Annotated in this window: 12 protein-coding genes; 5 read left to right on the top strand and 7 right to left on the bottom strand. The window is 70.9% G+C overall.

Annotated elements, in window-relative coordinates; translation table 11 throughout:
* The first annotated feature begins 18 nt into the window (after window positions 1–18).
* Window positions 19–11157, top strand: a complete 11139-nt coding sequence (locus tag AB0I18_RS04800; protein WP_363103917.1) for an amino acid adenylation domain-containing protein — start codon at window positions 19–21, stop codon at window positions 11155–11157.
* Window positions 11144–12844, top strand: coding sequence for an ABC transporter ATP-binding protein (locus AB0I18_RS04795; RefSeq protein ID WP_363103916.1), 1701 nt, complete (start codon window positions 11144–11146; stop codon window positions 12842–12844). Before AB0I18_RS04800 ends, AB0I18_RS04795 begins: the two co-directional genes overlap by 14 nt.
* Window positions 12845–13273: 429 nt before the next feature.
* Here the strand turns inward: AB0I18_RS04795 and AB0I18_RS04790 are convergent, their stop codons facing one another.
* The gene (locus tag AB0I18_RS04790) at window positions 13274–14446 is read right to left on the bottom strand and encodes an alpha/beta hydrolase-fold protein (RefSeq protein WP_363103915.1); all 1173 of its coding nucleotides are present in this window, start codon (window positions 14444–14446) and stop codon (window positions 13274–13276) included.
* A gap of 198 nt (window positions 14447–14644) precedes the next feature.
* Here AB0I18_RS04790 and AB0I18_RS04785 point away from each other — a divergent pair, with 198 nt between their 5' ends.
* On the top strand, window positions 14645–14845 hold the full coding sequence (locus AB0I18_RS04785) for an MbtH family protein (protein WP_363103914.1): 201 nt from the start codon (window positions 14645–14647) through the stop codon (window positions 14843–14845).
* Window positions 14846–14956: 111 nt separating this feature from the next.
* The gene (locus tag AB0I18_RS04780) at window positions 14957–15475 is read left to right on the top strand and encodes a GNAT family N-acetyltransferase (protein ID WP_363104001.1); all 519 of its coding nucleotides are present in this window, start codon (window positions 14957–14959) and stop codon (window positions 15473–15475) included.
* Window positions 15476–15656: 181 nt separating this feature from the next.
* Here the strand turns inward: AB0I18_RS04780 and AB0I18_RS04775 are convergent, their stop codons facing one another.
* Window positions 15657–16286, bottom strand: coding sequence for a TetR/AcrR family transcriptional regulator (locus AB0I18_RS04775; RefSeq protein ID WP_363103913.1), 630 nt, complete (start codon window positions 16284–16286; stop codon window positions 15657–15659).
* A gap of 249 nt (window positions 16287–16535) precedes the next feature.
* Here AB0I18_RS04775 and AB0I18_RS04770 point away from each other — a divergent pair, with 249 nt between their 5' ends.
* A complete protein-coding gene (locus tag AB0I18_RS04770; RefSeq protein WP_363103912.1) occupies window positions 16536–17471 on the top strand; it encodes an NADP-dependent oxidoreductase in 936 nt (311 codons plus the stop codon).
* Between the two features lie 90 nt (window positions 17472–17561).
* Here AB0I18_RS04770 and AB0I18_RS04765 read toward each other — a convergent pair whose 3' ends face one another.
* The 5 genes from AB0I18_RS04765 to AB0I18_RS04745 all read right to left on the bottom strand — a co-directional run bounded on the left by AB0I18_RS04765 (window position 17562) and on the right by AB0I18_RS04745 (window position 23398).
* On the bottom strand, window positions 17562–17957 hold the full coding sequence (locus tag AB0I18_RS04765) for a MerR family transcriptional regulator (RefSeq protein WP_363103911.1): 396 nt from the start codon (window positions 17955–17957) through the stop codon (window positions 17562–17564).
* Between the two features lie 57 nt (window positions 17958–18014).
* Complete coding sequence (locus AB0I18_RS04760) at window positions 18015–19049, bottom strand: hybrid-cluster NAD(P)-dependent oxidoreductase (protein ID WP_363103910.1); 1035 nt, start codon at window positions 19047–19049, stop codon at window positions 18015–18017.
* A complete protein-coding gene (locus tag AB0I18_RS04755; RefSeq protein ID WP_363103909.1) occupies window positions 19046–20344 on the bottom strand; it encodes an aromatic ring-hydroxylating dioxygenase subunit alpha in 1299 nt (432 codons plus the stop codon). The genes AB0I18_RS04760 and AB0I18_RS04755 overlap by 4 nt, the downstream gene beginning before the upstream one ends.
* Window positions 20345–20398: 54 nt before the next feature.
* Window positions 20399–22462, bottom strand: coding sequence for an NADH:flavin oxidoreductase (locus AB0I18_RS04750; protein WP_363103908.1), 2064 nt, complete (start codon window positions 22460–22462; stop codon window positions 20399–20401).
* Window positions 22463–22615: 153 nt separating this feature from the next.
* Window positions 22616–23398 (bottom strand): IclR family transcriptional regulator, encoded by a 783-nt coding sequence (locus AB0I18_RS04745; protein ID WP_363103907.1) that lies wholly within the window; start codon window positions 23396–23398, stop codon window positions 22616–22618.
* Between the last annotated feature and the right edge of the window lie 125 nt (window positions 23399–23523).

Here is a 23523-nt window from a genome sequence, read left to right as displayed (position 1 = left end):
AGGGGCGTTGAGTCGTCGATGTTGGAACCGAGCGCTCGTCTCGTACTGCTTTCTCCCGCACGCCTGGCGGACGTACGCCGGCGGACCGGTGACTTCTCCGACCGGACCATCGCCGAAGCGTGTGCCATCGGGCTGTCGTACTGGGCGACGGGCCGGAGTCCCGACGGCATCGACCTCACCCCGGGCACGCTGTTCGCCGACGTCCTCGGGTGGGTCGACAACGGCGGGGAGGGGCCCGGCGGTTGGGCGGCCCGGGAGGCCGGCGCGGACGGCTGGGGCATCGCCGTCCCGGACGGCGTCATGCGGGTCGACGCGCAGCTCGCGCTGGACGACCTGGCCGACTTCCCGGACCGGCCCATCGCCACCATCGCCCCGTCCAGTGTGGCGGCGAGGCTCGCGGCCCTGGCCGAGTGGAACGACACCGACGCCGACCGGGTCCGCCCGACCATCGTGGAGATGTTCCGCGAGCAGGCGCGGACCAGGCCGGACGCCGTTGCCATCGTCGACAAGCACCGGTCGCTGACGTACCGTCAGGCAGCCGAGCTGTCCAGCCAGTTGGCCCACCATCTGATCGGACGCGGGCTCACCGCCGAGCAGGTCGTCGGCATCTCGCTCGGCCGCTCCGCCGACATGGTGATCGGGTTGCTCGGCGTGCTCCAGGCGGGCTGCGCCTTCGTGCCGCTCGATCCGCAGTGGCCCGCCGCGCGCCGAGCCGTCGTCATCGACGACGCCCGGGTCGTGGTGCAGCTCAACGACTCGGGCGAGTACGACCCGAGCGAACCGGAAGCCGTTGCCGTCGACCTCGGCGACTGGCGGTTCGGTTCCCTCCCCGCCGAGGGGACCGGGGTCACCGTCCCCGGCAACGCCCTGGCGTACGTGATCTTCACGTCCGGTTCGACCGGGCGGCCCAAGGGCGCGATGATCCGGCACGAGGCGATCAGCGAGCGTCTGCTGTGGCAGGTCGACGAGATCCTGGGCTTCGGCGACGACGACGCGTCGCTGTTCAAGGCGCCGCTGTCCTTCGACATCTCCATCAACGAGATCTTCCTGCCGCTGGTGTGCGGCGGCAGGCTGGTGGTCCTGCGGCCCGGCGGCGAACGCGACCCGCACCACCTGCTGAGCGTCATCGCCGAACACCGCGTCACCTTCACCTACTTGGTGTCGTCGATGCTGGACGTACTCCTCGAGATCGCCGGCGACTCCGGCCGCCTCGACAGCCTGCGGCACGTGTGGTGCGGCGGCGAGGTGCTGACCCCGGAGCTGTACGAGCGGTTCCGCACCCGGCTCGACATCCCCATGTACCACGGCTACGGCCCCGCCGAGACGACGATCGGCGTCTCGCACGTCATCTACCGGGGCGAGGCGGAACGCCTGTCGACGTCGATCGGCAAGGCCAACCCGAACACCCAGCTGTACGTCCTCGATGACGAGTTGCGCCCGGTCCCGGTCGGCGTCGGCGGCGAACTGTACGTCGGCGGCTTCCTCCTGGGGCGCGGGTACGTCAACGCGCCCGGCCTGACGGCGTCCCGGTTCGTGGCGAACCCCTTCGCCGCGGACGGCTCCCGGCTGTACCGGACCGGCGACCTCGCGCGGTTCGCCCCGGACGGATCGCTGGACTTCCTCGGCCGCGCCGACAACCAGATCAAGATCCGCGGTATGCGGCTGGAGATCGAGGACGTCGAGGTCGGTCTCGCCGAGCACCCCGGCGTACGGCACACCTGCGTCGTCGCGAAGAAGAACGCGGCCGGCGGCACCTACCTCGTGGGGTACGTGGTCCCGGCCGCCGGTAGCGAGGACCTGCGGGCAGACGAGGTCAAGGCGTGGGCCGTCGAGCACATGGTGGAGTACATGGTGCCCGCCCACCTCGTCGTGCTGACGGAGTTCCCGCTCACCGCGAACGGCAAGCTCGACCGGAACGCGCTGCCCGAGCCCACGGTCGGGACGGGCTCGCTCATAGCGCCCACCACCGACAACGAGCGCGCGGTGTGCGCGGCGGTCGCGGCGCTGCTTCAGCTCGATGAGGTCGGTGTCGACCAGGACTTCTTCCAGCTCGGCGGCGACAGCATCCTGGCGATCTCGCTGCTCAGCGCGCTGCGCGACGCGGGTCTCTACGTCACGGCACGGCAGATCTTCGGCAACAGCACCGTGGGGGCGCTGGCCGCCGTGGCGAGCCGCGAGGACGTCTCCACCGTGGACCACGGCGATGTCGCGACCGGTTCGATCGTCGGATCGCCCATCGTGCAGTGGCTCGGTGAGACCACGGACGCGATCGACGGCTTCGTACAGTCGGTCGTGCTGAACACCCCCGCGGACCTGACCGCCGACGCCCTCGACGAGATCCTCGCGGCCGTGGCGGGGCGGCACGACATGCTGCGCGCCAAGCTGGTGCGCGGCGACGGCTGGAGCTTCGACATCCCGGAGACGGACCAGGCAGCCGCGGACCAGGCAGCCGCGGACCAGGCAGCCGCGGACCGAGCAGGCGCGGGGCAGGCCGTCGTGGGGTGGCAGGAGAGCGACCGGCCGCTCGACGAGTGCGTCGCGCTCGCCACCGACGGGCTCGACCCGGCGGCCGGTGTCATGCTGCGTGCCGTCTGGCGCCGCGAGGCACGGCAGCTGGTCGTGGTCGCCCATCACGTGGTGATCGACGGCGTGTCCTGGCGGGTCCTGATGGAGGACCTGGCCACCGCCTGGCGGCAGTTCACCTCGGGCGCCCCGATCGAACTGCCCCCGGTGGGCACGTCGTTCCGGCGCTGGACGCAGTTGCTGGAGCGCGCGGCGTTCGACGCGGACAGCTCCTACTTCTGGCGTCCGCTGCCGGGAGCGGACCAGCCGGTGGGCAGGCGCGCGCTGTCCGAAGCCGACACCGTCGCGGGGGAGCGGCTCAAGACCGTCTCGGTCGGTCCCGAGGTCACGGCCGCCCTACTGGGCGAGATACCCGCGAAGTTCCACGCGGGCGTCAACGACGTACTGCTGACCGCGCTCGCCGTCACCCTCGCCCGGTGGCGCCGCGACCTCGGGCAGGACCAGACGTTCGCGCACATCGAACTCGAAGGCCACGGCCGCGAAGGGCAGTTCGTGGCGGGCAGCGCCGGCTTCGAGCCGGAACTGTCGCGGACCGTGGGCTGGTTCACCACCCTGTTCCCGGTGACCGTGGACCCCGGCGCGACGGCCGATCCCACCGCACCCGAGTACCTGGCAGCCGCACTCAAGGCGGTCAAGGAAGACCTCGCCCGGGTACCGGACAACGGCGTCTCCTACGGCGCCCTGCGCTACCTGACCCACACCGAGTTCGACGCACCCGCACCGCAGGTGCTCCTCAACTACCTGGGCCGCTTCGACGCGGGCGCGTCCGGGGACTGGCAACTCGCGCACACCACCGGCCAGTTGGGCGAGAAGCGCGACCCGAGGATGCGGCTGCCGCGCGCCCTGGAGTTCAACGCCATCGCCGAACCCGCCTCCACCGGCGGCGAGTACGAGCTGGTCACCACCATCTCCTGGCCCGACGGAATGTTCACCGACGAGGACATCACGACCCTCGGCGAGTACTTCCGGGTGGCGTTGGCCGGACTGGCCGCGCTCGACCAGGGCGGCCACTCTCCCAGCGACTTCCCCCTGGTGCCGCTCACGCAGGCCGACGTCGACGACCTGGACGGACCGACGCTGCGGGACATCCTGCCGCTGACCCCGCTGCAGGAGGGCCTGTACTTCCACTCGGTCTTCGACGACGACTCGGCGGGCAGCTACGTCGAGCAGCAACTGCTCACGCTGGAGGGCGAGGTGGACGCCGACCGGCTCGCGGCGGCCGCCACTCGCCTGCTCGCGCTGTACCCGAACCTGGCCGCCCGGTTCACGGCCCTGGCCGACGGCCGAGTGGTCTCCGTACTGGAGAGTGGCGTTGAGGCGCCCTTCACCACGCTGGACCGCCCAGGCATCACCGACGACGAGATACGCGAGCACGCCGAGCGGGACCGCCGCGCCGGATTCGACCTGGCCACCGGACCGTTGATGCGCTACACGCTCATCCGCGCGGGCTCCGGCCGGAACGTCCTCGTGCAGACCGTGCACCACATCATCGCCGACGGCTGGTCGGTGCCGCCGATGCTCCGCGCGCTGCTGGCCGAGTACCACGCGCCGGGGACCGTGTACGCGATCGGCGGCTTCCCCGACTACGTACGCTGGCTCGCCGAACGCGACGACGACGAGAGCGACCGGGTGTGGCGCGAGGAGCTCGCCGAGTTGCCCGGCGCCTCGCTGGTCGCCGAGGGGCACACCCCGTCCGACCGGTTCGCCGACACCGCGGTGGAACCGGCGGACGACATCGACTCGGCCGCCCGGTCCGCCGGTGTGCCGCTGAGCGTGGCCGTGCACAGCGCCTGGGCGGTGACATTGGGCGCCCTCCTGCACGGCGGGAACGGCGTGAACAGCGGGTCCGGCGGGGACGTGGTGTTCGGCTCCACGGTGTCCGGCCGCGACGCCGATGTCCCCGGCATCGAGAACATGGTGGGTCTGTTCATCAACACGATCCCCGTGCGCGCCCGTTGGGCCGGTACGGCCACGGCGCACGACCTGCTCGCCGCCATGCGGGAACACCAGAGCGCGGTACTGCCGCACCAGCATGTCTCGCTGGCGAGGATCGGCCGCCTGGCCGGCGCCGGCTCCCTGTTCGACACCCTGGTGGTGTTCGACGTGGCGACCGATGTGGACGCTCTGCGGGGACCCGACGACCAGCTGGTCATCACCGACATCGTCAACGAGGGCGCCCCGCACTACCCGTTGACGCTGGTGGTGGAGCGCGCGCTCGACGGACGCCCGCGCTTCAACCTGATCTACGACGGCGAGCTGATCCGGGAGGCGAGCGCCCAGGACATCCTGGATACGTTCACCCGGACCGTCACCGGCCTGCTCACCCGGCCGGACGCCCTGGTCGACGACCTGGCGCCCGAGAGCGAGAGGCGTCCCGCGCGGATCACTCCGACGACCCTGGGCGGACTCTTCGACGCCGCCGCGCACCGCGACCCGGCCGCCACCGCCGTCACCCAGTGCGCTCTCGACGGCGGTACCCGGTCCCTGACGTACGGCGAACTGGCGGACGCGAAGGACGAGTTGGCCTCGTCCCTGCGAGCGGCCGGGGTCGGACCGGGCAAGCGGGTCGCCGTCGCCGTCCCGCGCTCCCTCGAACAGGTCGTCGCCCTGGTCGCGATCGTCACCGCGGGCGGCGCGTACGTACCGCTGGACCTGGCGTACCCGGACGAACGGTTGGAGTACATCCTCGCCGACGCCGCTCCGCAGGTCGTTCTCGTGGACCGCGAGCAGCGGGACCGCTTCACGGAACTGCTGGCCCGGGCGGGTGTCTCGGCCCGCGTGCTTGTGCAGGGGGACGAACCGCCGTCGACCGCCAACATCCCTGGACCCGAGGCGAGTTGGCACGACCCCGCGTACGTGATCTACACGTCCGGCTCGACCGGCCGGCCCAAGGGTGTCGTCGTCCCGCACTCCAGCGTGGTGGCGCTGCTCGCGAACACCCGGCCCGACATGGACTTCGGCCCGCAGGACGTGTGGGTCCAGTTCCACTCCTTCTCCTTCGACTTCGCGGTCTGGGAGCTGTGGGGGGCGTTGGCCCATGGCGGCGAACTCCTCGTCCCCGAGTACGGGCTGAGCCGCTCGCCGGTCGACTTCCACCGGCTGGTCCGCGAGCGCGGGGTGACCGTGCTCAACCAGACCCCGTCGGCGTTCTACCAGTTCATCGAGGCCGACCGGCATGCCGGCGAGCCCGCCACCGCACTGCGCCGGATCATCTTCGGCGGCGAGGCGCTGGATCTCGGGCGGCTGCGCGGCTGGGTCGAGCGGCACGGCACCGGCTCGCCCGAGCTGGTCAACATGTACGGCATCACCGAGACCACCGTCCATGTCACCCACCGGGTGCTGACCGACGAGGACTTCGACGCCGCCGACGACGTCAGCCCGATCGGCGGCCCGATACCCGGCCTGGCCACCTACCTGCTCGACGACCGGCTCCGGCCGGTGCCGCCGGGCCGGGTGGGCGCCATCTACGTCGCCGGCGACCAGGTGTCGCTCGGCTACCTGGGCAGGCCGGGGCTCACCGCGGGCCGCTTCGTGGCGAACCCGTTCACCGGCGACGGCTCCCGCATGTACCACACGGGCGACCTCGCCCGCCGCACGCTCGACGGCGAGCTGGAGTTCGCGGGGCGCGCCGACGACCAGGTCCAACTCAAGGGCTTCCGGATCGAGTTGGGCGAGGTCGAGTCCGCGGTCAGGGAACTCGACGGTGTGATCGACGTGGCCGTCACCGTGGCGGACAGCGGCGACCACCTGATCGCACACGTGGTGGGACAGGTGCCCGACGACTTCACCGAGCAGCTCTCGGCGAAGCTCCCCGTACACATGGTGCCGAGCCGGGTCCTGCCGGTCGCCGCCCTCCCGCTGACGGTAAACGGCAAACTGGACCGCAAGGCACTTGCCGAGCGGGCAGGCGCGCCCCAAAGGGGCGCGGGGAACGGCGCGACCAGCCACAACGCACCCGCAGTCGAATACGCCACCGCTGACGCACTTCCCACGGACCGCGTCAACGATTCCACGCTCGCCGAGCTGACCGGCATCTTCGCGGAAGCACTCCCCGGCACCGAAGTGAACGCCGACACCGACTTCTTCCACGCCGGAGGCGACAGCATCGTCGCCATCACCGTGATCAACCGGGCGAGGGCACTCGGCCTGCCGATCGCGCCCCGTGACGTGTTCCTGTTCAAGACACCGCGCGCACTCGCCGAACACCTGGCGACGAGCACGCCGCAGGCGACCGCACCGTCCGCGCCCGCCCGCCACGAGGACGGCCCGCTGACGCCGACCCCGATCATCCTGCGCCAGCGCGAACTGGGCGGCTCGCTCGCCCGGTTCGCCCAGGCCAGGACGCTGGTGGCCCCCGAGGGCACCGGGTTCGCCGACGTCGAGCGCGCCGCGAACGCCGTCGTGGCCGCGCACCCGGCCCTCCGACTGCGGCTGCGCGTCGAGCACGGGGTGTGGGCACTGCGTACCGAACCCGCCCGCGAGATCACCGTCGTACAGCCGGACACGACCGACGCGTTCGACGCGACAGCCGAGGCGAACGAGGCCGCCGGACGGCTCGACCCCGAGTCCGGGGACGTCATCGCGTTCTCGTGGCTGGCGGCGAGCCGGACCCTGGTGGTCACCGTGCACCACCTCGCTGTCGACTCGGTGTCCTGGCTGGTCCTGCTGGACGACCTGGCCACCGCCCTGCGCGGCGAGGCCCTGGCGCCGCCGACCACGTCGTACGCCGAGTACGCCGAAGCACTGGCGAACCAGTCCGCCCACGCCCTCGACGACCTCGACCACTGGATCACCACGCTCCAGGCCCCCGCACTGCTGCCCGCGCTCGAAGAGCCGTCTGTGGCCGAGGGGCCGCCTGCGACCCAGAGGTTGCGCGAGACCACCGTCGTGCTCGCCCCCGAAGCGAGCGACCGCGTCACGCGTACCGCGCCTGCCGCATTCGGCGTCGGACTCACCGAGTTGCTGTGCGGCGCACTGCGCACCGCGCTGACACACATCCAGCCGTCGCCCACCGATCTCGCGATCGAGCTGGAGCGGCACGGCCGGGTCCCGGCCCTCGAACACCACGACTACACCCGCACGGTCGGCTGGTTCACCTCCATCGCACCCGTACGGCTCTCGGCGCACACCGACCCCGTCGCGGCCGCGCGCGAGGTCGCCGAACGCCAGCCGGACGAGGCCGGGCACGTCGCCTACGGCCGACTCCGGTACCTCAACCCGCAGACGGCCCCGCTGCTGACCGCCCACCCCCAGGTGCTGTTCAACTACCTCGGCCGGGGCAGCGAGTCCCAGGCCGTGCACATCACGGGCGGCGATCAGGACAGCCCGTACGCAGTCGAGGTCAACGCGTGGACCGACGCGGCCACCGGAAGCCTGCACGCGGCCTTCACCCTCGCCGAGGGCGTCCCCGACGAGATCGCCGAGCACTGGCTGAGCGCACTGGAAGGCATCGCGGACACCTCCGCGACGGCCGAGCGCACGGCACCGGTCACCCCGCTCCAGCGCGGCCTGTTCTTCCAGGCCCAGATGGCGGGCACGGCCGGACACTACGTCGCACAGAGCTGGTTCACCTTCGACCGGCGGCTGGACACCGGCGCGCTGGCCGAGGCGATGGCGTACGTGATCGCCCGGCACCCGGTCGTGGGCGCCGGCTTCACCACCGACGACGACGGAAACCCGGTCCAGGTCCTCAGCGCGGGGCGTCAAGTCACCGTCCGTACGGTCGAGTTGGCAACGGAGGCGACGGCAGAGGCGGAGGTCGAGGCGCTGCGCGCCCGGGACCGCGACACCGGCTTCGACCCGGGGGAGCCGCCGCTGATCCGGCTGACCGTGGTGCGGCTGCCCGGCGACCGCGACGGCCTGCTGCTGAGCTACCACCTGCTGCTGTGGGACGGCTGGTCCCGCGAGATCGTGCTGCGGGACCTGTTCGACGCCTACCAGGCCGTTCTCGCGGGCGAGTTGCCCGCCCCGGCCCCGGCCACGCCGAGCTTCGAGGACTACGCCAGGGCGCTCGACGCCAAGGACTCCGCCGTATCGGAACGCTTCTGGGCCGAGCACCTGGCAGGACTCCCTGGCCCGACCCTGCTCGCCGGACCGGCGCCGGCCCTTTCGGACGATCTGCCGAGCGCGCTCGTGCACACCATGTCCGCCGAGCAGTCGGACCTGCTGCGGGAAGCGGCCAGGGTGCACGGTGTCACACTGAACTCGGTGCTGACCGGCGCGTTCGGCCTCCTGCTCGGCGCACACACGGGGCGCGGTGACGCCGTGTTCGGTGTGACGGTCTCCGGTCGTGAGGGCGAGGGCCTCGGCGACGTCGTCGGCGTACTGCTCAACACCGTGCCCATGTGGACGCGGGCACGGCCGGCCGACACGGTTCGCGACTACCTGTCTGCCGTGCAGGCGGCCCGGGTCGAGGCGATGGAGCACGAGCACCTCGGCCTCGGCGAGATCCAGCGGGCCAGCGGGCACGACACGCTCTTCGACAACCTGTTCGTGCTCCAGAACTTCCTGGACATGGACGCGTTCGCCGAGATGAACACCAGGCACGGCATCACATCGGTGAAGGCCGACGACTCCACCCACTACCCGTTCACCTGGGTCGTCACGCCCGGCGACCGGCTCACGGTCAAGCTGGAGCACCGCGACGGCGACACCGAGAGCGCCCGCCGCCTCCTCGACGACTACCTGCGCGTACTCGAAGACGTGGCCCGGTCGACCGGGCCGGTGGGCGCGCTGAGCGGCCTGGCGCCGGAGCCCGAGCTCGCCGAACGTACGGACGTCGGCACGGACACCGTCGTCGACCGGTTCGACCAGGCGGCGGACCGTGACCCGCAGCGGGTCGCGCTCGTGGCCGACGGCGAGACCATGACCTTCGCGGGGCTCCGGGACCGCAGCCGCGCGGTGGCGGGTGTGCTCGCCGGGCGCGGTATCGGCCCCGAGACGACCGTGGGCCTCGCGATTCCCCGCTCCCTCGACTCGATCGTGGCGCTGTTCGCGGTGCTGCGCGTCGGCGCCGCGTACGTGCCGCTGGAGCTGGACCACCCGGACGAGCGGATCGCCGCCATCGTCGCGGACGCCCGTCCAGCGGTCGTCCTCACCGTGAGCGCCGTATCGCCCCGGCTGACCGGCGGCCTGACCGATCTGATCGAGCTGGACCGCCCGCTGCCGGAGGCCGAGCCGTTCGTGACGTTCGCGCCGGACGACCCGGACCGGCTGCGGCACCCCGCGTACACGATCTACACCTCCGGATCGACCGGGAAGCCCAAGGGTGTGGTGACCGAGTACGCCGGGCTCACCAACATGCTGATCAACCATCAGCGACGCATCTTCGAGCCGGTGTTGGCGGAGCACGAGCACCGGGTCTTCCGGATCGCGCACACCGTGTCGTTCGCCTTCGACATGTCGTGGGAGGAGCTGCTGTGGCTCGCCGACGGCCACGAGGTGCACATCTGCGACGAGGAACTGCGGCGCGACGCGCCCCGGTTGGTCGAGTACTGCCTCGAACACGGCATCGACGTCATCAACGTGACTCCGACGTACGCGCAACAGCTGGTCGCCGAGGGGCTGTTGGACAACCCGGCACGGCGCCCGGCACTGGTGCTGCTCGGCGGCGAGGCCGTCACCCCGACGCTGTGGCAGCGGCTCGCCGAGACCGAGGGCACGGTCGGCTACAACCTGTACGGACCCACCGAGTACACCATCAACACCCTCGGCGTCGGCACCTTCGAGTGCCAGGACCCGGTGGTGGGTGTGGCGATCGACAACACCGACGTGTACGTACTGGACCCATGGCTGCGGCCGTTGCCGGACGGCGTTCCCGGCGAGCTGTACGTGTCCGGCATCGGCATCGCGCGCGGCTATCTCGGACAGCCCGCCCAGACCGCGCACCGGTTCGTGGCGTGCCCGTTCGGCGAACCCGGCGAACGCATGTACCGCACCGGGGACCTGGTGGTCCGGCGGCCCGACGGCAATCTGACGTACCTGGGCCGCACCGACCAGCAGGTCAAGATCCGGGGGCACCGGGTCGAACTGGGCGAAGTCGAGGCGGTGTTCGCGGCGCACCCGGCGGTGCGGTTCGTCGCCGCGGTCGCCCAGCCCGACCCGCAGGTGGACGGTGCGTACCGGCTGGCCGCCTATCTCGTCCTCGACGGTTCGGCCGACCTGGCGGCGGTCGCCGCCGAAGTGGGCGCCGGGCTGCCGGACTTCCTGCGCCCGACGCACTACGCCCAGGTCGACGGCATCCCGCTGACGGTGAACGGGAAGGCTGACACGAAGGCACTGCCCGAGCCCAAGCCGCTGGGCGCGCTGACCACGGCGGTCGAGCGCGGCCCGGAGACCGAGACCGAGACCACGGTGTGCGAGTTCTTCGCCGAGGCACTGGACCTGGACGACGACGAGGTGAGCGCGGTGAGCGACTTCGTGTCCCTCGGGGGACACTCCATGCTGGCGGTGCGGCTGAACGGGCTGCTCCGCCGAGAGTACGGTCCTGTGATCACGATCCGTGATCTGTTCACCCTGCGAACCCCGGAAGCGATAGCCCGCCACCTCGATGACCACCTCGATGACAACTCCTGACCCGAAGCGGCCCCACCCGGGGTCCGACATCCTCCGGACCGCACTGCGCCGCAATGTCGGCGCCATGGTCTGGGGCACCGTCCTCATGGGCCTGTACCAGGCCGGTGAGACGGCCTTCCCCATCGCGCTCGGCCTGATCGTCGAGCACACGATGCAGGACCGGAGCCTCGGTTCGCTCGGCCTGTCGATCGCCGCGCTGGCCGTGATCATCACGACCGTGTCGCTGTCGTGGCGGTTCGGGATGCGCACCCTGCAGAAGGCCAACACGACCGAGGCGCACCGCTGGCGGGTGCGGGTCGCGGCCCGCGGACTCCAGCCGGTGGCCATGGACGTCGACCTCAAGTCCGGCGAGGTGCTGACCATCGCCACCGAGGACGCCGACCAGACCGCCGACATCATCGAAGTGGTCCCGCTGCTGATCAGCTCGCTGGTCGCGGTGGTGATCGCGGCGGTCGCGCTGGGCCTGGCCGACATCCGGCTCGGCCTGCTGGTGATGGTGGGAACCGTCGCGATCCTGTCGATCCTGAGCGTGATGTCCAAGCGGATCGGCGCCAGCACCCGCGAACAGCAGGCCCGGGTGGCGAGGGCGGGCGCGAAGGTCGCCGACCTGATCATCGGCCTGCGCCCGCTGCACGGTTTCGGCGGCAACCACGCCGCGTTCCGGTCCTACCGGACGGTCAGCACGGAGGCGAAACACCAGGCGATCACCGTCGCCAGGGTGAACGGCGTGTACGCGGGCACCGCGCTTGCCCTCAACGCCGTGCTCGCCGCCGCCGTGACCCTGACGGCCGGCTGGCTGGCGTTCGACGGCCAGATCAACATCGGCGAACTCGTCATGGCCGTAGGCCTCGCGCAGTTCATCATGGAGCCGCTCAAGCTGTTCTCGGACATGCCGAAGTACGTGATGATGGCGCGCGCGTCGGCCGAGCGGATGGCGCTGGTGCTGACCGCGCCGCCGGTGACGACCCCGGGCCCGGAGCGCCCGGCCGCGGGCGGGGACCTCGAGATCGACGGCGTCCGGTACGGGTCCCTGCGCGAGCTGAAGTTCCACGTCCCGGCCGGCGAGTTCGTGGCGGTCGCCGCCTACCAGCCGCGCGCGGCGGCCGACCTCGCGTCGATCCTGGCGGTGAACGTCCCGCCCGGCGCGTACGAGGGAGTGGTGCGGGTCAGCGGGCAGGAGATCGCGGACCTGTCGGTCGAGGCGGTGCGCGAGCACATGCTGGTGAACCCGTACGACGGGGAGATCTTCGCGGGTACCCTCCGCACGAACATCGACCCGTCGGGCACCAGCCGGACGATCCCCGAGGCCGTCGAGGCCTCCATGCTGACGGACGTCGTGGCCCTGCACCGCGAAGGGCTCGACTACACCGTCCGCGACCGAGGCGCGAACCTCTCCGGCGGGCAGCGCCAACGGCTGTCCCTGGCCCGCGCCCTCGCCGCCGACACCGACGTCCTCGTCCTGCGCGACCCGACCACAGCCGTCGACGCGGTCACCGAACAGCTCATCGCCCGCAACATCGCGAAGCTGCGCCGCGGCCGCACCACCATCGTGATCACCAGCAGCCCGGCCCTCCTGGACGCCGCCGACCGCGTCCTCGTAGTCGACGACGGCGTAATCACAGCCGAGGACACCCACCGCAACCTCCTCGCCACGGACGAGGCCTACTGCGCAGCGGTGGCGCGCTGACGCGCCCCTTCGTCGAGAAGACGCCTGGGCCCCCGCGGTCTTCTTGAAGGGGAGGGTGACTGCCGTGGCCTTCTTAGGGGCACGGGGGGCGACGGAGTCTTTTTGAGGGGGCTCCGGGACCCCCCGGGGGCTTCTCGCGGGCGAGGGCGACTGCCGTGGCTTTTTGGGGCGCGGGGGCGACGGAGTCTTTGGAGTGGGCGCCGGGACACCGCGGTTTTCTTGGGGGCGCCGGGCGACGCAGTCTTTTGAGCGGGTGCGGGGACGCCGCGATCTTCTTGGGGGCGCGGGGGACCCCGCGGCCTTCTTGGAGGGCGCGGGGAACGGCGCAATCTTTTAGGGGCGCGGGGCTGTGTCGATTTGCGGCTCCGCCGCGGGGGCGCGACCAGCCCCCACCGGACCCGCAGACAATCACCTGGCCCCCGCGGAGCGCTACGCGAGGGCCCAGGCCACATCCCTGAGCAGGGCCTGCCGCCACCCCGCCCGGTCGTGGCCGGATGCCGACCGCGAAACCCGCACAGTCGCACCGGCCTGCTCGGACAGGGCCTCGACCGGCTCACAGTGGGGCAGCATCCGCGTCTCGTGCTCCCCCACGTCGAACGCGACGCGCAGTCCGGACAGGTCGGGCGTACGGGCCCGCAGCCGCGCGGCGACGGCCCCACCGGCCGGGCCGCCCAAGGGGTCCGCCAGGTCCAAGGCGTCCGGCGTCCACCAGAACGACCCCGACTGGCAGGCGACGCGGGACACCAGCTCCGGGAACTCCAGCGCCGCGTACACCGCACTCAGCCCCCCGAGACTCTGCCCGGCGACCACCAGCCGGTCCGGGTCGGCGGCCACGCCGGACTCCGCCACCAGCGGCAGCAGCTCGTCCCGGATCGCCTCCCACAGCTCGGGCCGGCACGCGAACTCGGCCTCCCGGTCCTTGGCCGGCAGGAAGACGAGGGTGACCGGCGGCATCTCGCCACTGGCGACGGACGAGTCGAACGCGGTCATGGCCGGGTGCAGGTACAGCCAGTCGTCCCCGTCGAGCAGCAGGACCACCGGCCCACCGCCGCCCGACGGATGGACCCGCACAGTGCGCCGCCCGCCGAGCCGTTCGCTGTTCCAGCGGATCCGGGTGCGCGGGACGGGCAGTACCAGGTCTGTGCCGACGCCGAGGACAGGCCAGTGGGGCTGGTCCGGGGCGTCCGGGGTCGCGGCGATGGACCGGTCACCGCCCGCACCGACCGGGTTGAACGGGTCGGCGTACGCCGCGTCGTCCGCGAGGAACTGGTAGCTCACCCGGAGCCGCGCGGGCATGCGCACCTCGGCGTACCAGCAGTCCGTATCGCCCCATCGGCGCAGGGGCACCGGCTCCGACCAGCTCTCGAAGCCGATGCTCGCCGGGGATCCACGCCACAGGAACAAGGTCACCCAACCGCCGCCGCCATCGTCGGCCGGTACCGACGCGGGTGTCCCCGCCGCAGCCCAGAACTCGTCGGTGCCGGGCTCGCCGGGAAGCCCGAACGCGGTGAAGACGTTCTCCGTATCGGCCCTTTCAGCTGTGTCGGTGCTGTCGACCCTGTCGGTGCTGTCGGCTGCGAGGCCGGAGACGGGATCGGTCATGGCCGACTGCCGTCCTGGGCGCGGACCCGTTCGATCACCCGGCGCATGCACGTCTCCTTGTGAGAGGGAAAGGGGAGAGGCTAAGCTCACGTTAATTAGGCGAGCCTAACCTAATCGCGGCACTCTCTTCCATCCCTGATCCGCCTCCTGTGTGAGCATCACGCGCGGACCGCCGACCGACCCGAGGAGCCACTGAGCATGAGCACCAACCCCTTCGACGACACCGAAGGCCGTTTCCTGGTCCTGGTGAACGACGAGGGCCAGCACTCGCTCTGGCCGTCCTTCGCAGAGGTGCCCGGAGGGTGGACGATCGCCTTCGACGAGAACACCCGCGGGGCATGCCTGGACTTCATCGAGGCCCACTGGACGGATCTGCGCCCTCGGTCCCTCGCGGGATAGGGCCCGCTGGACTTGTGGATTAGGTAAGGCTAGCCTTACTTCGTTGTTTTCATCGGGGTGACACGGCGACGAGCCGTTCTTCCACCGTGGAACCGAGGAAGGAAAGCCTTGATCACGGCTACGCCGCGCCCTGCCCCGCCGCAGCATGCGCTTCTCGCGCCGTCGGCCTACGTGCGTACGGCCCGCCAGGAGGACGCGGCCGCGATAGCCGACCTGTCCCAGCGCTTCGTGCGCACGGGGGCACTGCGGGAGCGGCCCGTCTCCCTCTACGCCACCCGGGCGCCCGAGTTCCTCGTGGCGGAGGCCCCCGACGGCACTCTCGACGGTTGCGTGGGCCTGTGCGTGCACCCGGACGACTTGGGCCAGGGCCGCGGACTCGCAGGCGTCGTGTACAACTTCTGCGTGGCCGGGCACCGGCAGGGACGCGGCGTGGGAGCGGGGCTCCTGCGCGCCGTGCTGGCCAGGGCGCGCGCCCAGTCGCTCGGTGCCCTGTTCACGGCGACGACGGGCGGTGGCGGCCTGTTCCTCCGGTACGGATTCGCGCCCACGACCGCCCGCCTGGCACCGCCGTCCTGGACGGAGTCCCTGGACCCCCGGCGCAACGCACGGATCCTCAGGAAGATCCTGTGACCGACTGACCTGCCGCCTGCGCCGATGGCTCGGAGCGGCCACGGGGCGTGTGCACCTCTGGAGCGGACCACTACCGGTCATGGCGGCGCACAGCGAGGAGCAGCGGCACTCTCAGCTACCGAATCCTGGGCGGTGTTCACGTGGGGCGATCCTCGCCGTGCGACTCGGGTGGGAGGCTGCCTCACATGTCGGCGGGCCCGGCGTCGGCGGCGTGGTGGGCGACAAGGAGCGGCCAGGTGAGTTCGGCCATCTCGACCGGCGTACGGGGGCGGTCGCGTTGGAGCCAGTCGGTGGCCACACCGAGGAGCGCGCCGGCGGTGAACGTGGCGGGTACGTCGTGGGGGATGTCGGTCGACGAGACGCTGTCCGGGGCGGCGCCGGCGTTCAGGCGCACGGTGACGTGGACGTTGGCGGCGATGCGGCTGCGGATGTGGTCGATGACGCGGGCGCTGCCCTGCGGTCCCAGGAGGCTGCGGTAGAGGCCGGCGTGGTCGGCGAGGTTCTCGAAGAACGCGACGAGTGATCGGGCGGGTTCCGCGTCCGACTCGGCCGAGGTGGAGTCGAGGACGGGGAGCGACTCGATCAGGGTGTCGATCGTCGAGGTGCAGGCGGCTTCGGCCAGTTCGTGCACGTCCCGGTAGTGGTCGTAGAACGTCGTGCGGTTCACCCCGGCCTGTTCGGCCACGTCCGCGACGCTGATCTGCCCCAGTTCCTGTTCCTCGACGAGCTTGATCAGCGCTCCCTGCAGGGCCGCGTGCGTACGACGCACGCGCCGGTCGCCCGTCGGGGTGCTCTGTCGTGTCGTGACCATGGACTTCACTTTACCCTAAACGACGCATGTCGTTTTGCCGACAGGTGTCGAATAAAATGGTTGTCGGGGTGCTCCATTCGACCGGGAGCCGGACCGGGCGGCAGGCCCGCTCGACTTGCATCTGACGTTAGCGTCAGGTTTTAGCGTGGCTGCCGTTGGCGCTCCGCGGCTTCCCGCGGACATCGCCTCCCTACGTCAAAGATCTTCCGCGTCTGCTGTGAGCAGGTGCGACCGACAGCAGGAGTACTCATGCGCGCAGCTGTTTACCGTTCGCTCGGCGGCCCGGACGTCGTCGAGGTCGCCGAGGTCGACAAGCCGGTTCCGGGCTTGAGCGAGATTCGTATCAAGGTCCAGGCGGCCGCGCTCAATCCGGCGGACGCGGCGGCCTGGGGCGCGGGCTTCTTCCCGGCTCCGCCGGAGGGGGTCGCCTATGGCCTCGGCTGGGATGTCGCCGGCATTGTCGACGCCGTCGGCCCGGGGATCCACTGGAAGCCCGGGCAGCCGGTCATCGCGTTCAGTCACGGCGTGCCCCTGGGGCTGAACCGGGGGCAGGCCGAGTACATCGTGGTTCCTTCCCAGGCGATCGCCGCGGCGCCCGCGGGTGTCGACCCGGTCCACGCCGCCACCATCCCTCTCAACGGCCTGACCGCGGCCCAGTCCGTCGAACTGCTCGGCATCCAGGCGGGCCAGACCGTGCTCATCACCGGTGCGGAGGGGGCGGTCGGCGGTTACGCGGTGCAGCTGGCCAAGCGGCGGGGAGCTGTGGTCATCGCGACCGACCTGTCGCCCGAGGGCGAGTTCGCGATCAAGGTGGCAGGGGCCGACGTGTACGTACCGGCCTCGCAGCCGCTCGTCGAGACCGTCCGCAAGGTGCGTCCCGAAGGGGTCGACGCCGTTCTGGACACGGCCCGGCTGGGGCAGACAGTCATCGGGGCGGTGGCGGACGGCGGCAGGTTCGTGACCACACGGATCGACGCCCTGCCCCAGGCCGAGCGGGACATCCGGGTGCTGCTGACGCAGGTCGGCCCGGACGCGGCAATGCTCACGACGCTGTCCGATCTGGCCGCGGCGGGGGACCTGGCGTTGCGCGTGGCCAAGACCTACCCGCTGCAGGAGGTCACGCAGGCCTACGCGCACATGACCAGGGGTGGGTTCCAGGGGCGCATCGTCCTCACCATGGAGTGAGCGCGAGGCCGTGCACGTAGGCGGACGAGGTACCACGCGCACCGACCCCACCGGGGCGAGGGTGGGGTCGGCCGCTGTGGCAGGGCCGACTCAGGCGGTACCGGGAAGGCCGGCGCGTACGGGGTGGCAGTACTGGGGGTGGCTGGGGTCCGTCGACACCGCGATGATCTCGTCGAGGCGGGCGCGCACTGCCGTCAGGTCGTTGATCCGGCGATCGATCCGGGCCCGTTCGGTGACGAGGCTCTCGGTGAACCCGTAGGGCACATCGCCCTCGTTCATGCACCGCGGCAGAACCTCGCGAACCAGCCTGCTCGACAGACCGGCGGCGTACAGCTTCTGGATCATCCTGACCCGCTCGACCGCGCCGTCCTGGTACTGCCGCTGCCCTCCACCGGTACGGGTGGAACCGAGCAGCCGCTGCTCCTCGTAGTAACGCAGCGCCCGAACACTCACCCCCGCCTGTTCGGCGACCTCTCCGATCCGCATCGCTCCTCCTTGGTATCGGTGAACTCGCGAGTCGATCCGCGCGGCGTCGTGTTGTCCTCACGCGTCGATCGCGAGGTCTTCCAGCGGTTTTGAGCAGCAGAGCAGGATCTTGTTCTGGGTGATCTCGCGTGGCCGGATGCCTCCGTTGTGCTGCATGTCGACGGAGCCGGAGAGCAGGGTCGTCTTGCAGGTGCCGCACATGCCCTGCGCGCACGAGGCCGGCAGGCTGAGGCCGGCCCGGGACGCGGCGGCGAGGAGCGAGGTGTCGGCGTCGCACTCGATGGTGCGTCCGCTGCGGGTGAACTCGACCTTGAAACCGGCACTCGTGTCGGCGGCGGGCGAGGCGTCGGCCGCCGCGGTCGGCGCCTCGAAGGTGAAGCTCTCCTCGTGGTAGCGGTCCATGTCGAGGCCGGCGTCCGACAGCATGTTCCGTACGGCGGCCATGTAGGGGGCGGGTCCGCAGGTGAAGACCTCCCGTTCGAGGAGGTCCGGCGCGACCTGCCGGAGCGTCTCGATCGTCAGCCGGCCGCGGTATCCGCCCCAGGGTGCGTACGGGCGGTCCTCCTCGCAGATGTGGACCACCCGGATGTTCGGCGCTGTCGCGGCGATGAGGTCGAGTTCATGGCGGAAGACGATGTCCGCCGGGGTGCGGGCGCTGTGCACGAACACCACGTCGGCGGGGTCGGCCAGGTCGTACAGCGTCCTGGTCATCGCCATCGACGGCGTCACTCCGACGCCCCCGGACAGGAACAGGTACTTGGGCGCGGGATACCGGGCCGTGGAGAACTCGCCGAGCGGTCCGTGCGCCCGCACGGTGTCACCGGGCTTGAGGTGGTCGTGCAGCCAGTTCGACACGAGGCCGCCCGGTACGCGCTTCACCGTGATCGAGAGCAGGAAGGGGCGGGTGGGCGGTGAGGAGATGGTGTAGCAGCGCTGCACCGGCCGGCCGTCGATGTCGAGGGCCAGGGTCAGGAACTGGCCCGGCTCGTGCCGGAACAGCCGGGGTTCGGCGTACTCGAACACGAACGTGGTGACGTCGTGCGTGAGCGGGTGAACCTGACGGCACACCAGCAGTTCTTCGGACTCGGTCATCGCTGCGGCTCCCCGTGTGACAGGTGTGACAGGTATGGCAGGTGTGCCTTGAGCCGGGTCACGTACCAGTTGACGAACGCCTCCACCTGTTCCTCCGTCGGGCTGTACGGGCCCGGCAGGTAGGCGGGGCTGCTGATGCCCTGGTGGGCGCGGGCGACGAACACCGCGTCCTGGTCGTTCGTGGCCTTCCACACCTTCGTCAGCGTGTCGAGGTCGTAGTCGATCCCCTCGACGGCGTCGGCGTGCACGAGCCAGGTGGTGCGGACGAGGGTGCGGTCCGGGGCCAGCGGGATCGCGGTGAACGTGACCGCGTGGTCGGCCATGAGGTGGAACCAGGAGTTGGGCTGCAGGTGCATGGACAGCCGGCCCAGGCGGGCCGTGGGGAAGTCCGCCAGCAGGCGCCCGCACGCGGCCGTGCCGTCCGGGGTGTAGGACTCCCCGGCCAGGTCGAGGGGTTCGCGCTGGATACGGAAACCCGTGGTGCGGGTGTCCAGTTCCTCGATCTCGGCGTAGGGGAGGCCGAGGGATTCGTAGGTCCTGCGGGCCTCGGCGTCGGCCCGCTGGAAGCGCTCGTAGGCAGGGCGCAGCGCGGGAGTGATGTCCTGCTCCTGGTAGCCGTAGGTGGGGAAGTAGCAGGCCTGGAGTTCGGGGTGGCCGCCGACGCAGTGGTAGCACTCCCGGTTGTTCTCCAGGGTCAGCTTCCAGTTGCCGTTCTCCACCAGGTCGATCTGCGTGGCGACCTTCGCCCTGGCCAGGTTGTGCGGTGCGAGGTACGGCTCGACGCGGGCGGCGACCTCGTCGAAGTCGTCGGGTGGCGTCTCGGCCAGGCAGATGAAGACCAGCCCGGCCACCGTGCGCGCGTGCACGGACCGCAGCGAGAAGCATTTCGGGTCGAAGCCGGGCGCCTGGGACTCGGCGTGCAGCAGTCTGCCGTCCACGCCGTACGTCCACCGGTGGTACCCGCAGACGATGTTGCCCACCGAGCCGCGCTCCTCGTTCAGGATGCGCGCGCCGCGGTGGCGGCAGACGTTGTGGAAGGCCCGTACGTCCTCGTCGTCGTCGCGGACGACGATGACCGAGTACGGCCCGATGGTGATGGTCACGTAGTCGCCGGGCTCGGGAAGCTCCGCCTCGGCGGCGACGAACAGCCAGTGCCGGGCGAAGACCGCTTCCATGTCGAGGCCGAAGAACTCCTCGCCGACGTAGAACGGGGCTTCGAGGCTCTGTCCGGCAGTACGCCTGGCAACGAGGTCGGCGGGGGAGCGCACCTCGGCGGCGGATGTCACTGGGTTCATCTCATCTCTCCGACAGGACAGGGAAGTTGACGTGCAGTCATGGGGCCGGGGAGGTCAGACCGGCAGGCACAGCCGCAGCGCGTCGTAGATCGCGGCGTGGATGTTGCGGCCGGCGACGGCGTCACCGATGCGGAACAGCTGATAGCGGCCCGCCTCGTTGCGGACCACCGCTTGTCCCTCGTGTGCCAGCAGGGCGCGGTGGTCGACCTCGCCGAGGTTGGTCGAGTCGGGGAGGAGCTCGAAGTACAGCTCGTCCATGGGAAGCGTGCCGTGCTCCACGATCACGTGGTCCACGATCCGTTCGGTCTCGGCCTCGGTGTACTCGCTGTAGAGGGTCGCGGCGAGCCGTCCGTCCCCGGTCCGGCGTACGGAGCGCAGCCGCCGGGCGAGTGTGGTGGTGACGCCGTGCTCGGCGAACACCCGTAGGTAGGCAGGGGAGTTCATGCTGCCGACGTCGGGGGCGAGGGTGCGCTCCGGGGTGACGTACTCGATCCGGACGCCGGGCGAGGCGGTGAGGACCTCCACGGCGTCCATGGCCGGGTAGCCGCCGTGGTCGTCGTAGACGAGGATGTCGCCCCGCGGGCGCCGCAGTGAGCCCGTCATCACGTCCCAGGTGTCGGCGACCAGGCCCTCGCCCTTGCCGAGGAAGCTGCGGTCGGGCATGCCGCCGGTGGCGACGATCACGAGGTCGGGGTGTTCGGCGAGGACGTCGTCGGCCTCGGCGTACGTCGCCAGGCGCAGGTCGACGCCGAGGTGTTTGCACTCGGCGAGGCGCCAGTCGACGATCTGGATCAGGTCGCCCCGGCGCGGGTTCGACGCGGCGAGCCTGAGCTGCCCGCCGGGCTGGTCGCTCGCCTCGAACAGGACGACGTCGTGGCCGCGTTCACCCAGCACGCGGGCCGCTTCGAGACCGGCCGGACCGCCACCGACGACAACTGCCTTTCTACGGCGGCCGATTGTCGGGGAGATGAGGTGCGGTACGTGGAGTTCGCGGCCGGCGGCCGGGTTGTGAACGCACTTGGTGTCGCCGGAGTCGTAGATCGCGTCGAGGCAGTAACTCGCCCCGACGCAGGGCCGGATGCGGTCCTCCTGGCCGGCCTTCACCTTGGCGACCAGGTACGGGTCGGCGATCTGAGCGCGGGTCATGCCGACCAGGTCGAGCAGCCCTTCGCGCAGGGCGTGTCGCGCGGTGGCGACGTCCGCGATGCGCGCCGCGTGCATCACGGGGACGGTGAGCCGGCGCCTGACCTCGCCGGTGAAGTCCAGGTACGGCCCGAGCGGGGTGCCGATGGACGGGATGGTCTTCGCCAGGGAGGCGTCGCTTTCGAGGGAGCCGTGGATGGCACTGATGAAGTCGATGCCGTCGGCGGCGTACCGCTCGGCGGCGGTGAGTGCCTCGTCGAAGGTGAGACCGGGGAGGCCGCCGGGGTGCGCCTCGTCGAGCGACATCCGGATGCCGACGACGAAGTCCGGGCCGACGGCATCGCGGACGGCCCTGATCACCCGGCGCGGGAACGCCATGCGGTTCGCCAGGCTGCCGCCCCACTCGTCGTCGCGGTGGTTGGTCGCGGGGGACAGGAAGCTGTCCAGGAAGTGGCCGTACGCCATCAGCTCGATGCCGTCGAGGCCGCCCTCCCGGCAGCGCACCGCCGCGGCGGCGTAGTCGGCGACGATCCGGTCCAGGTCCCAGGCCTCGGCGGCTTTCGGGAAGGCACGGTGCGCGGGCTCGCGCAGCGGTGAGGCGGACACCACCGGCAGCCAGTCACCGGTGAAGTTGCTGGTGCGGCGGCCGAGATGGGTGACCTGGCACATCACCGCCGCCCCTGCTTCGTGCACGTCGTCGGCGAGCAGGCGCAGCCACGGCACGATGTCGTCGCGGTACAGGAGCAGATTGCCGAACGCGGGCGGGCTGTCGGGGGAGACCACCGCCGAGCCGCCGATCATCGTCAGGCCGACCCCGCCCCGCGCCTTCTCCAGGTGGTAGGCGCGGTAGCGGTCCTTGGGCATGCCCTCTTCGCCGAACGCGGGCTCGTGGGAGGTGCTGACCACGCGGTTGCGCAGGGTGAGGTGCTTGAGCTGGAAGGGCTGGAGCAGGGGATCCAGGGTGGTTGAGGGCACAGCCGCTCCTCAGGGACGCGCCGGACGGCGGTTTCGCTATGCGAAACTAAACCGTGATACGAGACAGATAGTGAAGCTGGGAATCCCTGGCCGTCAAGGGGTCCCTGTCGGCCCTCTTGTCCGTCTCGCTGCTTGGCCGGATCGGTGCCGGGTTCAGCCGCGCTTCACGGACCCCCGGCGCCAGGAGATCTTCGCGCCGGCCTTCATCACCTGTTCCGCGAGGTCGGGAATGGTGTCCTCGTTGATCCGGAAGGTCGGCCCGGACAGCGTCACGGCCGCGATGACCTGGCCGTTCAGGGAGTGGATAGGGGCGCCGATGGCGGCAAGGCCGATCTCGTGCTCCTCGCTGGTGGTGGCGTAACCGCGCTCGCGCACCGCTTCGAGCTCCGCCGCGAGACGCACCGGGTCGACGATGGTGTGGGGGGTGTATCGCGTCGGCCGCTTCGCGAAGATCTCCGCGATCTCGTCGGGCGTCATCTGTGCCATGAAGAGCTTGCCCGCCGTCGTGGCGTGCATCGGGGAGCGCTGACCGACCCAGTCGATGCTCATGATCGCCGAACCGATCGCCTGGTCGACGCTGATCACGTCGTCGCCGTCCCGGATCGCGACGTTCACGGTGTCGCCCACGGCCGCGGCCAGCTCCTGGCAGACGGGGTGGCTCAGCACGGCCAGGTCGTTCACCTTGCTCGCGCCGCCCGCGAGTTCGACCATCGTGTACCCGATGCGGTACCGCCCGCGCTCGGTGTCCTGCTCGACCATGCCCCGCGACTCCAGGGTCGCCAGCAGCCGGAACACGGTCGACTTGTGGATGGCCAGTTCCTCGGCGATCTCGGTCACGCCGCTGGGGCCCCGCTTGGCCAGCACCTGCAGGATCGACACCGCCCGGTCGACGGACTGCACCGAGTGATCACGTGGGCGGCTGCCGTTGCTGGTCATGGCGGAAGAGTAGTCGAGCGGCAGATCCTGCCGGCGAGCTCCCGGCCGCCTGGTTTCACCCCGGAGTCGCGGCCGCGTGGTGCGCCTTCCCGTGACGGTCGTCCGGGGTTAATTCGCCGTTTCCT

Origin of the sequence: Streptomyces sp. NPDC050704, assembly GCF_040654355.1 — a bacterium.
Taxonomy (GTDB): domain Bacteria; phylum Actinomycetota; class Actinomycetes; order Streptomycetales; family Streptomycetaceae; genus Streptomyces.
Note: the sequence above shows the minus strand (reverse complement) of the source record. Positions and strands in the feature narration are given on the sequence as shown.

Bases quoted from the DNA above. Each gene is read 5' to 3' on its own strand.
- AB0I18_RS04800 (WP_363103917.1), top strand. From the start codon at position 19: ATGTTGGAACCGAGCGCTCGTCTCGTACTGCTTTCTCCCGCACGCCTG.
- AB0I18_RS04760 (WP_363103910.1), bottom strand. From the start codon at position 19,049: ATGACCGAGTCCGAAGAACTGCTGGTGTGCCGTCAGGTTCACCCGCTC.
- AB0I18_RS04790 (WP_363103915.1), bottom strand. From the start codon at position 14,446: ATGACCGATCCCGTCTCCGGCCTCGCAGCCGACAGCACCGACAGGGTC.
- AB0I18_RS04770 (WP_363103912.1), top strand. From the start codon at position 16,536: ATGCGCGCAGCTGTTTACCGTTCGCTCGGCGGCCCGGACGTCGTCGAG.
- AB0I18_RS04775 (WP_363103913.1), bottom strand. From the start codon at position 16,286: ATGGTCACGACACGACAGAGCACCCCGACGGGCGACCGGCGCGTGCGT.
- AB0I18_RS04785 (WP_363103914.1), top strand. From the start codon at position 14,645: ATGAGCACCAACCCCTTCGACGACACCGAAGGCCGTTTCCTGGTCCTG.
- AB0I18_RS04745 (WP_363103907.1), bottom strand. From the start codon at position 23,398: ATGACCAGCAACGGCAGCCGCCCACGTGATCACTCGGTGCAGTCCGTC.
- AB0I18_RS04755 (WP_363103909.1), bottom strand. From the start codon at position 20,344: ATGAACCCAGTGACATCCGCCGCCGAGGTGCGCTCCCCCGCCGACCTC.
- AB0I18_RS04795 (WP_363103916.1), top strand. From the start codon at position 11,144: ATGACAACTCCTGACCCGAAGCGGCCCCACCCGGGGTCCGACATCCTC.
- AB0I18_RS04765 (WP_363103911.1), bottom strand. From the start codon at position 17,957: ATGCGGATCGGAGAGGTCGCCGAACAGGCGGGGGTGAGTGTTCGGGCG.